General features: G+C 41.7%; 8 protein-coding genes and 3 riboswitches. Of the genes, 7 read left to right on the top strand and 1 reads right to left on the bottom strand.

Features of this window, described 5'->3' with window-relative positions:
- Window positions 1–2: 2 nt before the first annotated feature.
- Window positions 3–548, bottom strand: a complete 546-nt coding sequence (locus ACQKL6_RS18605; RefSeq protein ID WP_427651730.1) for a hypothetical protein — start codon at window positions 546–548, stop codon at window positions 3–5.
- Between the two features lie 162 nt (window positions 549–710).
- Window positions 711–930: riboswitch (cobalamin riboswitch) on the bottom strand.
- 188 nt (window positions 931–1,118) lie between these two features.
- Between ACQKL6_RS18605 and ACQKL6_RS18600 the strand changes: the two genes are divergently transcribed.
- The 7 genes from ACQKL6_RS18600 (at window position 1,119) to ptsG (ending at window position 12,292) form a co-directional block, all read left to right on the top strand.
- The gene (locus tag ACQKL6_RS18600) at window positions 1,119–2,075 is read left to right on the top strand and encodes an AAA family ATPase (RefSeq protein ID WP_402991636.1); all 957 of its coding nucleotides are present in this window, start codon (window positions 1,119–1,121) and stop codon (window positions 2,073–2,075) included.
- Entirely contained in the window at window positions 2,075–3,262 is a 1,188-nt protein-coding gene (locus tag ACQKL6_RS18595; RefSeq protein ID WP_402875540.1) for a DUF58 domain-containing protein, read from the top strand. Before ACQKL6_RS18600 ends, ACQKL6_RS18595 begins: the two co-directional genes overlap by 1 nt.
- A gap of 55 nt (window positions 3,263–3,317) precedes the next feature.
- Window positions 3,318–5,459 (top strand): transglutaminaseTgpA domain-containing protein, encoded by a 2,142-nt coding sequence (locus ACQKL6_RS18590; protein WP_427651729.1) that lies wholly within the window; start codon window positions 3,318–3,320, stop codon window positions 5,457–5,459.
- Between the two features lie 27 nt (window positions 5,460–5,486).
- Window positions 5,487–5,588, top strand: a riboswitch (purine riboswitch).
- Window positions 5,589–5,728: 140 nt separating this feature from the next.
- Window positions 5,729–7,285 (top strand): glutamine-hydrolyzing GMP synthase, encoded by a 1,557-nt coding sequence (gene guaA / locus ACQKL6_RS18585; protein WP_427651743.1) that lies wholly within the window; start codon window positions 5,729–5,731, stop codon window positions 7,283–7,285.
- Window positions 7,286–7,491: 206 nt separating this feature from the next.
- Window positions 7,492–7,593, top strand: a riboswitch (purine riboswitch).
- Between the two features lie 109 nt (window positions 7,594–7,702).
- The gene (locus tag ACQKL6_RS18580) at window positions 7,703–9,034 is read left to right on the top strand and encodes an NCS2 family permease (RefSeq protein WP_402875544.1); all 1,332 of its coding nucleotides are present in this window, start codon (window positions 7,703–7,705) and stop codon (window positions 9,032–9,034) included.
- 131 nt (window positions 9,035–9,165) lie between these two features.
- Window positions 9,166–10,008, top strand: a complete 843-nt coding sequence (gene glcT / locus ACQKL6_RS18575) for a glucose PTS transporter transcription antiterminator GlcT (protein WP_402875546.1) — start codon at window positions 9,166–9,168, stop codon at window positions 10,006–10,008.
- Between the two features lie 208 nt (window positions 10,009–10,216).
- On the top strand, window positions 10,217–12,292 hold the full coding sequence (gene ptsG / locus ACQKL6_RS18570) for a glucose-specific PTS transporter subunit IIBC (RefSeq protein WP_402959488.1): 2,076 nt from the start codon (window positions 10,217–10,219) through the stop codon (window positions 12,290–12,292).
- Window positions 12,293–12,702: the final 410 nt, after the last annotated feature.

Raw genomic sequence — 12,702 nt, 5'->3', positions numbered from 1 at the left:
TTTTATTCCTCCGTTTTCTTTTTCATTGTTTTGGTTGGATAGGATTTGCTGATAAAGGGAATCTCTTCGACACCCAGTTGTTTATTGACATAGACAGCCATCACGAATAGAACATTGGCAAGCAAATGAGCATAATCAAAAAGAATCGCGGGCACATCTTTTTCCGTACTGACTTTATGCAAGGTACGGACGGATTTCTTGGCTTCACTACGGCAAGTATGCAAAATACAGGCTGCCGTCGATCCTTGGGGTAGCACAAATGTTTCGATGCGTTCTTTCACTTCAGCGACATAATAGTCATAGATTTCACTTAGGCGGTTTAGACCGTCTTCGGTTATGGCCAATTTCCCCCGGGCAGAACCATTTAAATGATAAGCCATCGGCAACAGTTCCATTAAATCCCTGTAGACTTCAGGAATCTCTTTCGTGAACGACGCTGCCAGTCCCATTTGAGTCGTCAATGAATCGGTGCGAATTTCATAATCAACGGTTGAAACTGATTCGCGCATGAATGGGTAGCATAAAAAGCGGGTATCCTTCTTTGCCATAATTTTTCCTCCTTTTTAATAATGTGAATGACCTGCGTATTGCTTTTCGGCGCAAAAGAAAAAGCCGACCAAAGGTATTGGTCGGCAAACAATCATCTATGTATCTCGAACGGAAAAAAAGATGGAAGATTGCCGTACAATCCTCCTAACTTCCGAAGAGCAAAATACGATAAAAAAAAGGCAGGTCTCCTGGCTCGTGCATCATTTTACTCTAAGAACCTTCCCATTTGGATTGAATGAATGGTATCGTGCGTGCGGATTCATTCACAAACAGTGGCATATTTCTTATTTCATTAGCACTTACAGTTGCGGAAACAGCTTCGGTTTTACACCGAATTCCCTATTAAGCTGACAAGTCAGCACCTATTTTCTGCAAGGTTTATATTCACTTAGTACCAGTCTATCATAATTAATTACTTAAATAGTGAAAAGATTTCAAGAAATCTCTTTTATAGGGGTATTATTCTAGTAAACTCACTTTGTAAGGATAAATTGGAGGTTAATGTAAAATGGATGTCGAATAAATAAGGGTTAAGCATGAGTGATTTACATAATCATGGGAGGTAGAGAATGGTTTATAAACAAGTGAATCAGAAACTGGATATGATTTTGGAAAACATTGAAAAGGTCATTATTGGAAAAAGAGATATAGCAGAACTAAGTCTTGTGGCGCTCCTTTCTGGTGGACATGTCTTATTGGAAGATGTCCCGGGCGTGGGGAAGACCGTCTTGGTCAGGGCGCTAGCGAAGTCCATCGGGGCGGATTTCAAACGGATTCAATTCACGCCTGACTTGCTACCGTCCGATGTAACGGGGGTATCGATTTTCAATCCGAAGGAACAAGAGTTCATCTTTAGACCGGGGCCAATCATGGGCCATATTATTTTGGCCGATGAAATCAATCGGACATCGCCGAAAACGCAATCCGCCCTACTTGAAGGAATGGAAGAGGCAAGCGTGACGGTGGATGGTGTGACAAGGAAACTGGAACAACCGTTTTTCGTCATGGCCACTCAAAATCCAATTGATTACGAAGGCACATACCCACTTCCAGAAGCACAGCTAGATCGTTTTTTATTGAAAATGAAGATGGGGTATCCGGAAGTGGCAGAAGAGATAGAAGTGTTGCATCGGGCCCAATATACGGCTCCGATTGAAGAATTGGAATCCGTGATTTCGTTAGAGGAACTGATAGATTTGCAGAAAGAGGCAAAGGCTGTGATCGTGGATGATACGATAAAGACGTATATCGTCGAGTTAGCCAATCAATCACGTAAGCATGAAAGTGTATATCTTGGGGTGAGCCCACGTGGATCGATTGCCCTAATGAAGGCAGCCCAAGCCTATGCGCTCCTAAAGGGAAGGGATTACGTTTTACCTGATGATGTGCAGCATTTGGTTCCGTTCGTTTTTACCCATCGGCTAATCCTTAATCCGGAAGCGAATTACTCGGGGGTGAATGCTGACATGGTGATACATGAGATAGTGGCTACGACGCAGGTACCCGTGAAGAGGGCCGTGACCTAATGCGGAATGTGCTTACCATACTGAAGAAAAACAGGAATGTCTGTGGGATCATAGTGCTTATGCTCATTTCCTTTTGTTTTGCGATGTTTCAAGGCGGGTTTATCAGTTGGTTCATTTTCTATACCTTTTTGCCGTTCGGTGCGTACTCTATGATTCTGCTGTTTTATCCACTTCAGGCTTTTGAAGTGGAGAGAAGAATTAGTAAACACGAATGCCAGGCCGGAGAGTCGGTAGATATGACATTGGTATTCTCCCGGAAAAACAGACTGCCTCTTTTATATATGGTGGTAGAAGAGGATTTGCCGATGGAACTGGAAAAGAAAACATTGGTTTTTCCAGGATTTAAACAATCCTTCCAATTGACATATACCCTGGAGAATCTGCCAAGAGGAGAACATGTCATCCAATCGGTTCGCTTCAAAATAGGGGACTTCTTTGGACTCTATGAAAAAGAAGCGACAGTGCATGCCCCTTTGAAACTCACCGTTTTCCCGGCTTATCAGGAGTTGAATTATAAACAGTTGGAGCATGTCTTCGATCAAGGACAAGTTGGTACGACGAAAAAAATACAGCGGGAACATTCGGTCGTGTCCGGAATCAGGGAGTATCAGCCGGGTGATCAATTATCCTGGATAAATTGGAAGGCAACGGCCCGAACAAGTGAAATCATGACGAAGGAATTTGAAGTGCAGAAAAACCGTGATGTATTTATTATGCTTGATGAGTACGCCTCTCCCTTCTTCGAAGAAGCTATCGTACTTGCGGCCTCTTTGGTGCATGCCTTGATAAAGAAGGGTATGGATGTTGGGTTAACCAGTACGGGATCAATGGAGGCCGTACCGGCTAAAGGAGGCAGTAAACAGAGGAGAAGACTCTTTTACCGTCTTGCAAAATCAAGGGCCACACATACAAACGTCTGGAATGGAAAGAAGAACAAGGGAGTTGTACCATCAAACGCTTCTGTAATATTCATTGTGTCCGAATTAACGATGGAAAAGATAGAAGGTTGGAATGCATTTACCGGGAATAAAGCGATGACGGTATTTTGCGTGAAAAGTCAGGGAGACTTCACGGGTGAGGAAATACGTGCGAAGTCGGTGGCGTTGGCTCGTGGAATAAAGTTGGTCTTCTTTGAACAGGGTCACCTTCAAAATGAACGAACCGAGGTGAAGGCAAATGAACGCTGATTCTACCAAATCGGAAAGGTGGATGCATGTTCTCTTATATATATTTGGTCTTCTATTGATTACCGAATGGTTACGACCCGTAGAGAAGCTTACGGATACAGGAAATATCTTGATTTTCATTATCTTTGTGTTATTTTCCTTGCTCCTACACTATTTTGGTATCCACTGGTTTGTGCGTTTCATCCTCGTAAGTGCCTTTATATTAATTGCGGTCCATTTCTTGTATTCGTCAGATCCTTTCCTGACCTTCAAATGGCTTACTGGTGATTTGCTGGATATAACGGCTAACGTTTCGAATATGTATGAGGGGAAGTGGGAGCTGCTTTCCAACCCCTTTAGAACGCTGTTGTTTTTCGTGCTTCTTTGGCTTGTGACATACTTGATTCATTACTGGGTGACGGTGAGACGAAACATATTTTTACTTTATATATTAACGATCATTTTCCTATCGATTCTCGATACATTCACACCATATGATGGGGATATGGCCATGATCAGGATCATCATCATCGGGTTTTCGATGCTTGGTGTGTTGGCCATGCTACGCTTGTCCATACAAGAGAGATTGGTGTTTTCAGGAGGTTCATTCAGTAAATGGGCCATCATGCTAGCGGGGATGCTGTTAGTAAGCGTCCTCGTTGGTTTCACTGCTCCGAAGTTCGCGTCACAATGGCCGGACCCTGTACCGTTCATTGTTTCTTATTCCGATAAGGTGACAGGAAGTGATGAAAGCTCCGTTGAAAAACGGGTGGGGTATGACGAAGATGATTCATCACTTGGTGGGTCGATAGAGCCGGACAATACGGTCATTTTTTATAATACGACCAATACCGGACACTATTGGAAAGTCGAGAACAAAGATATCTATACCGGAAAAGGGTGGGTTTCCGTTGAGGGAATGGAAGACTATATCAGTTTCTCTAATGGTCAGGATTTGAAGGATATAAAAGAATTTGAGATTCCTGAAGTGTTGAAAACGGAAGACATGAATACAAGGGTAACCATGATGGAAAGTTACTCTCACCTTCTTCATCCCCAATCAGGGTACCTGAAGAAGGTAGAGGCTGAGAATGGAGATTGGTTTAAATATTATACAAATATGGACAAGTACATTTCGGTAGACGAAGGCAGTAAGCCTCTTACCACGAAAGAATATGAACTGGTTTATGAAATGCCTAGCTATGATCTGGCTGACTTACGGAAAGTTACGGAACAGGATGAAACGATGGATGTCCTCATGGAAAGCAATACACAGCTTCCGGAGGGATTGCCAACCCGTATCTATGAACTGGCCAACGAACTTACGGTGAATGAGGATAATTGGTACGATAAGGCAAAGGCGATAGAAAATCACTTCGACGGTCCTGAATTCAGCTATTCTAAAGAAGACATTCCGTATCCAGGCGATAATCAGGATTATGTGGATCAATTCTTGTTCGAGACCCAAATTGGGTATTGCGATAATTATTCAACGGCGATGGTCATTTTATTACGTGCCGCCAACATTCCGGCAAGATGGGTAAAGGGATATACGGAAGGGGAGAAATCAATTTATAAAGGTGAATCCGCCTATAAAGTGACGAATAATAATGCCCATTCATGGGTGGAGGTTTATTTTTCAGGATTGGGATGGGTACCATTTGAGCCTACGAAGGGATTCAATGGGCAAATGGATTTTTACAATTCGGATTTGAATTCGGAAAATACGGAGGAAACCGAGCAGGAAGACAAAAAACTAGTGGAGCAAGATGAGACACAGACTAGAGAGCGCCCGGATACACCCGAAAATGAACCTGGATCAACTAAGAAAAGTGTCCTTTTAAGCCAAAATACTTTAATAATGTGGAGTGCCGGTATTATTTTATGCATAGCTTTACTTCTTGTCGTAGGGTATTTGTATAGAAGGAAATGGCTCCCTTTTGTACAAATCCTGCGGTTAAAAAAGAAAACCGGTCCATACTTTGTACAGGCGTACCAATTATTATTGAAACAGTTGGTCCGGGCAGGGTTAGAGCGGCCTGAAGGACAAACCTTGCGGGAATATGCAGCCTATGTAGATGCGGTTTATGAGACGAATTTAATGCAGGAAATGACAGCTCGATATGAAGTAATGACTTACCGTGGTGATCCAGAAGAAGAGGAGTGGGAGCGCTTTCGCAGTGACTGGGAAACGCTTATGAAAAAAACTAGCTCTTGACCATGTTTTTATTATATTGATACAATAACTTAAACTAATACTGTCCTTCATATATCCTCGATAATATGGATCGAAAGTTTCTACCGAATCACCGTAAATGATTTGACTATGAAGGCAGATTTACAGGAAAGCTGAAAATCTGCCTTCGTATATACTTTTTCCGTATATCGTTGTGGGTGGATTTTTAGTTTTCCTTTTTTTATGATACTATTTTTTTATATGAAAAATCACTCGTTTTTGGGTGAATTACATTGATAGAGGTGACGTTTGTGCCGGGGAAAACAGAATTGCAGAAAAACCAAGAAATGATTGTAGTACTTGATTTCGGAAGCCAATATAATCAATTGATTACGCGACGTATTCGTGAATTCGGTGTGTACAGTGAGCTTCATCCTCATACCATTACAGTGGAGGAACTACAGGAAATGAATCCTACAGGGATCATTTTTTCAGGTGGCCCTAACAGTGTATATGATGCAAGTGCATTTGGCTGCGATGAACGTATTTTCGATTTAGGTCTTCCAATTTTCGGAATTTGTTATGGCATGCAGCTGATGACGAAACATTTTGGCGGAAAAGTGGAACGCGCCAAAAACCGTGAATATGGAAAAGCGACTCTTACGATTCAAAATGAATCTAAATTATTCAGTGATCTTCCAAAAGAACAAATCGTCTGGATGAGCCACGGTGACTTGGTCGTCGAAACACCTGAAGGTTTCACGGTCGATGGAACGAATCCGTCTTGTCCGATTTCGGCAATGAGTGATGAGTCACGTAAATTATATGCCGTTCAATTCCATCCAGAAGTACGTCACTCCGTACACGGCAATGAAATCTTGAAGAACTTCGTATTCGGAGTTTGTGGATGTAAAGGTGACTGGTCCATGGAAAATTTCGTTGAAATTGAAATGGGAAAAATCCGTCAAACAGTCGGGGATAAAAAAGTACTTTGCGCATTGAGCGGTGGAGTGGATTCATCCGTAGTGGCTGTGTTGATCCATAAAGCGATTGGCGATCAGCTGACATGTATCTTCGTTGATCATGGCTTACTTCGTAAAGGTGAAGCGGAAAGTGTTATGAAAACTTTCAGTGATGGCTTTAATATGAACGTCATTAAAGTGGATGCAAAAGAACGTTTCTTATCGAAACTTGCTGGCGTTTCCGATCCTGAACAGAAACGTAAAATCATCGGTAACGAGTTCATCTACGTGTTCGATGATGAAGCAACGAAACTAGAAGGCATCGATTTCCTTGCACAAGGTACGCTTTACACAGATATCATTGAAAGCGGTACAGCAACGGCACAAACGATTAAATCACATCATAATGTCGGCGGTCTACCGGAAGATATGCAATTCAAATTGATTGAACCATTGAATACTTTGTTCAAGGACGAAGTACGGGCATTAGGAAGCGAAATGGGCATTCCTGATGAAATCGTTTGGCGTCAGCCGTTCCCAGGTCCTGGTTTGGGAATTCGTGTATTAGGAGAAATTTCAGATGAAAAGCTTGAAATCGTCCGTGAGTCTGATTATATCTTACGCGAGGAAATCAGGAAGAATGGTTTAGAACGTGAAATTTGGCAATACTTCACAGTCCTTCCTAACATTCGTAGTGTAGGGGTAATGGGAGATGCCCGTACGTATGATTACACAATCGGTATCCGTGCTGTCACATCAATTGATGGAATGACTTCCGACTGGGCTCGAATTCCTTGGGAAGTACTTGAAATCATCTCCACAAGAATCGTCAATGAAGTGGACCATGTTAACCGCGTTGTGTATGACATAACGTCCAAGCCACCTGCAACGATTGAGTGGGAATAGTATATACATCGAACCAGTGAGGGTTTTACCTTCGCTGGTTTTTTTTGGTATTTATCTTTTTGGGTTTATTTGTGGATGATAGAGGGTGGATATTCTTCGTGAAATGGAAATGATAACTAAAAGGCGAACGTTCTATATTTTTTAATTAAAATTATTCGCTTTTTATATTGACGGCTGTTTTACGCACTGGTACACTATACCTATAATAATAAATTAAACATAATCGTCGTATAATATCGGGAATATGGCCCGAAAGTTTCTACCAAGCTGCCGTTAACAGCTTGACTACGATGTGAATGAATGGGTGGGGTAGGTCACGCGCGCATTCTTTACATATTAGTAGTTGAGCCCCCGTTCGGAAGCGAATGGGGTATTTTCATTTTGTGTTATACGAACTTATGATAGGGGAGACTCATTATGAAAAATTACTTTCGTTTTAATGAACTGGGTACTAGCTATCGTCGGGAAATACTCGGCGGTTTAACTACATTCCTCTCAATGGCTTATATACTGGTTGTGAATCCAGTGATGTTAACGTTACAGGGCATAGAGGATTACCCTGATGAATTGAGAATGGATTATGGAGCAGTGTTTGCCGCAACGGCATTGGCTGCCGCAATTGGTTCCATATTGATGGGTCTCATAGCCAGGTATCCAATCTCGCTTGCACCAGGAATGGGATTGAATGCATTTTTTGCCTTTACGGTTGTACTCGGTTTCGGAATCCCGTGGCAAACGGCTTTAACCGGTGTTTTAATTTCAGGGCTCATATTTGTCCTTCTATCCTTATCTGGTATTCGGGAAAAAATCATTAATGCCATTCCAGTCGAATTGAAATATGCGGTCGGAGCTGGTATTGGACTATTTATAACATTTGTAGGGTTTCAAAATGCAGGGATCATCACGAATGATGATAGTGTACTGGTCGGACTTGGTGATTTAACGAACGGAAGTACATTGCTCGCGGTATTCGGGATAATCGTCACCGTCATTCTAATGACCAAAGGCGTGAAAAGCGGTGTATTCATCGGAATGGTGATCACTGCCATAGCTGGCATGATTTTTGGGCAAGTGCCAGTGCCGGAGAAAATCGTTGGAGCGATTCCAAGTATCGCACCAACATTCGGAGTTGCGTTCGATGCTTTCGGAAATCCTGGTGAGCTCTTTACAGGTCAAATGCTGATCGTGATTTTGACCTTCTTGTTCGTAGCGTTTTTCGATACAGCCGGTACGTTGGTGGCTGTCGCTCAACAAGCAGGTTTAATGAAGGATAATGTTCTTCCGAGAGTTGGAAAAGGGTTGCTTGCTGACTCTCTATCCATTGTCTCAGGTGCCATCCTTGGTACATCGACGACGACATCTTATGTGGAGTCGACAGCGGGTGTCGCTGCCGGTGCTCGTAGCGGTTTTGCCGCAGTGGTTACAGGTTTACTGTTCGTCCTATCTCTTTTCTTTTTCCCGCTACTTTCCGTCGTGACGTCAGCGGTAACTGCACCAGCTTTAGTCATTGTAGGTGTACTAATGGCCTCATCGCTTAAAAACATTGACTGGCATAAATTTGAAGTAGCGGTGCCTGCCTTCTTCACAGTTATCATGATGCCCATGACATATTCGATTGCAACAGGGATTGCCTGTGGATTTATCTTTTATCCCATTACGATGACAATGAAAGGGAGAGCGAAAGAAGTTCACCCAATCATGTGGGGACTTGGAGTGGTCTTCCTTCTATACTTCATATTTTTAAAGTGAAACAACACGAGAAAAGAGGCCTATTATAGGCCTCTTTTCTCGTGTTGTAAGAAGAAGGACTTTACGTGTATAGTATAGATATAAATGTTTTGTAATGGATGGGATAATTCTTTCAAAAAAGAGGGAAAAAAATGAGCGGTTTTATCGTTGAAAAGGTATTGAACAATAATGTTGTAATTGCTAATCACCCATCATATGGTGAGGTCGTTTCTATTGGAAAGGGCCTGGGATTTAATCGAAAAAAAGGCGATGAACTAAGTCCGGAACTCGCAGAGAAAACGTTTGTTTTGAAAAGCGAGAAGGAACAGGAGAATTACAAGAAGTTATTGCCGAAAATCGATCAAAATCTTCAAGCGGCCATAATTGAATCCATTCATTTGATAAACAAAAGGGTCCCTGGAAAACTTAATGAGCATATACATGTGGGCTTAACTGATCATTTACTATTCGCCCTTCAACGGGTTTCCCAAGGGATGACCATAAAAAACCCATTTTTAAAAGAGACGATCACCCTCTATCCTTTTGAGCATAATATCGCAGTCGAGGTTGTTGACCTCATTCAAGATAAGACCGGGATAGGACTGCCTCATGGAGAGATTGGCTTCATCACGCTTCATATCCATAGTGCCATAGCAAATAAGGATTTATCTGACGTCAATCAGTATTCCCAGGTGATTTTTCAACTGATTTCCATTATAGAAGAGCAGTTGAACGTTGAGATAAATAAAGAAAGCATCGATTATTCGCGGCTGATTCGTCATTTAAGGTTTATGATCGATCGCGTATTGGCAGGGGAAACGGTGGATGAACCTGAAAAAATCACTTTGCTATTGAAAGAAGAATATCCTGTATGCTACAATTTGTCTTGGAAACTAATAAAAATTATGCAACAGAAATTAGGCAAACCGGTTTGTGATGCGGAAGCTGTCTACTTAACGATGCATATTCAACGATTGCAAAATAAAATTAAATAAAACATTAACCTACGTGTTACTGATTCGATCAGGCATAAGTAAGGAGAATGATTGAGAGTGGAACAGGGTAATCTATACCCACATGTTCTTTTTCGGTCCTACCTTTACTTATGCCTTTTTTGCATACAAAACAGCTTAGAAGTGTATTAGCAGTTTAATGAAATGTAACCGTTTTATTAGTGTGAAAACAAAATGAGGAGGAAACCTAATGTTTAAGAAGTTGTTTGGTATCTTGCAAAAAATTGGAAAATCTTTAATGCTTCCTGTAGCGATCTTGCCTGCTGCCGGCATTTTACTCGCACTGGGTAATGCTTTACAAAACCCTGCCCTCTTGGATATCGCTCCGTTTCTAGAAAATGGCGGAGTGGAAATGGTAGCGTCCGTCATGGAAAACGCTGGGAATATTATTTTTGGAAATCTTCCGCTATTATTTGCGGTAGGTGTAGCGATTGGACTGGCAGGTGGAGATGGGGTTGCTGGTTTGGCAGCAATCATCGGATTCCTGATCATGAATGTAACAATGGGAACGGTCTTAGGAATTGATTTGACTGATGTCGAGAAAAACAGTGCCGTTTACAGCAATGTTCTTGGAATTCCTACGTTAGGTACAGGAGTATTCGGCGGAATCATCGTCGGGGTCATGGCTGCCATTTTGTATAATAAGTTCTATGAAATTGAGATGCCTTCGTATTTAGGGTTCTTTGCGGGAAAACGTTTCGTGCCTATTATTACAGCGGTGAGCGCGGTTGTTTTGGGACTGGTCATGATTGTAATTTGGCCGACCGTTCAATCTGGATTAAATTCCTTCTCAGAAAACATGCTTGGAGCTAATTTGACGCTTAGTGCATTTGTCTTTGGGGTAGTGGAACGGGCGTTAATTCCGTTCGGCTTGCATCATATCTTCTATTCACCATTCTGGTTTGAATTTGGTAGCTACATCGATTCGTCGGGTGAACCTATCAGAGGTGACCAAGCAATCTTCATGGCGCAAATTAAAGATGGAGTGGAGAATTTAACGGCTGGTACGTTCATGACAGGGAAATATCCATTCATGATGTTCGGGTTACCGGCTGCAGCATTGGCCATCTATCACGAAGCCCGTCCAGAACGCAAGAAAATTGTCGGTGGTTTAATGGCATCGGCTGCTCTTACAGCTTTCTTGACAGGTATAACAGAGCCAATTGAATTCTCATTCTTATTTGTAGCGCCGATTCTTTTCGCTATTCACTGTGTGTTTGCAGGTCTATCATTCATGACGATGCATTTGCTTGATGTGAAAATTGGGATGACCTTCTCCGGCGGGTTAATCGACTATACATTATTCGGTTTAATCAATCCGCAAACAAATGCTTGGATCGTAATTCCGGTTGGTTTAGTATTTGCGCTTATCTATTATTTCGGATTCCGATTTGCAATCAGGAAATTCAACTTGAAAACTCCTGGTCGCGAGGTAGAAGAAGATGATGACGAAGTTGGAGTATCTTCCAAGAAATCAGGTAACCTTCCTGGAGATATTTTGGAAGCGATGGGCGGAAAAGAAAACATCGCGCATTTGGACGCTTGTATCACGCGCCTTCGTGTGTCAGTTAATGATATTAAAGAAGTTGATAAAAATAGATTGAAGAAACTCGGTGCGGCAGGAGTGCTTGAAGTCGGTAACAATATCCAAGCCATCTTTGGCCCGCGTTCCGAAACGATTAAAGGGCAAATGAAAGAAATTATGGATGGGAAAAGACCTAGTAGGGTTGAAGCCTCACCAGAAAAAGGCGTAGAAAATCAAATAGAAGATGTGATTCCGAAACCATTACGGACGGAAGGGTCTTCTGACTCTGAAAAATTCGTTTCTCCTATTAAAGGAGAAATCAAGCCAATTACTGAAGTGCCTGATCCAGTATTTGCTGAAAAAATGATGGGCGATGGCTTTGCTATTGTGCCGGATGATGGTCTGGTAGTTTCTCCGGTTGACGGGACGATTGTCAATCTCTTTCCAACTAAACACGCCATTGGTATCGTTTCGGAAACAGGGCGAGAAGTCCTGATTCACGTCGGAATCGATACAGTTAAATTAGAAGGTAAAGGGTTTGAAGCGCTCGTCGCTCAAGATGACAAGGTGAAAATCGGCCAACCACTACTTAAAGTAGATATTGACTATGTTAAAAATAATGCGACTTCTATTATTACTCCGATTGTCTTTACGAACCTCGCTGAAGGGGAAAGCGTTAAGATAGAAAAGAGTGGAAAAGTCGATATTAAAGAAGCAAATATTATTTCTTTTAATAAATAAGCGTTATAGAAGCAGGGGGTGACTATTGAAGTTGCCCCCTGCTTCTATTTATAGATTTATGTTAACGACATGTCTTTGAAGCAGAAAGGATAAAGTGGGTATACTAGTGGAAGTTGTACTCTATAGATAGGATTTAAAAAAAACAAAGAAATATCACAATTTTAATTGACTTGTATTTCTACTGGTGATATTATATTAACTACACCGAAACAAGACATCAACACGACATCATAACGAGAAAAGAAACATTCGAAACTTGTTGACAAGTTGGTTGAGAGGTGTTAAGATAATAAAGTCGCTAAGATAGCGGCAAACAAATTGCTCTTTGAAAACTGAACAAAACAAAGCGCCAACGTAAATTTTGAGTGAGCACACACTATAAAAAAAGCAAAATGAGCAAGTCAAACATT

The organism is Peribacillus sp. NPDC097197, assembly GCF_050278025.1.
Taxonomy (GTDB): Bacteria; Bacillota; Bacilli; order Bacillales; family DSM-1321; genus Peribacillus.
This window is presented reverse-complemented; position numbering and strand designations above follow the sequence as displayed.

Coding starts and splice junctions, on each gene's coding strand:
- glcT (WP_402875546.1), top strand. CDS start 9,166: ATGAGCGGTTTTATCGTTGAAAAGGTATTGAACAATAATGTTGTAATT.
- ACQKL6_RS18605 (WP_427651730.1), bottom strand. CDS start 548: ATGGCAAAGAAGGATACCCGCTTTTTATGCTACCCATTCATGCGCGAA.
- ptsG (WP_402959488.1), top strand. CDS start 10,217: ATGTTTAAGAAGTTGTTTGGTATCTTGCAAAAAATTGGAAAATCTTTA.
- ACQKL6_RS18595 (WP_402875540.1), top strand. CDS start 2,075: ATGCGGAATGTGCTTACCATACTGAAGAAAAACAGGAATGTCTGTGGG.
- ACQKL6_RS18580 (WP_402875544.1), top strand. CDS start 7,703: ATGAAAAATTACTTTCGTTTTAATGAACTGGGTACTAGCTATCGTCGG.
- ACQKL6_RS18600 (WP_402991636.1), top strand. CDS start 1,119: ATGGTTTATAAACAAGTGAATCAGAAACTGGATATGATTTTGGAAAAC.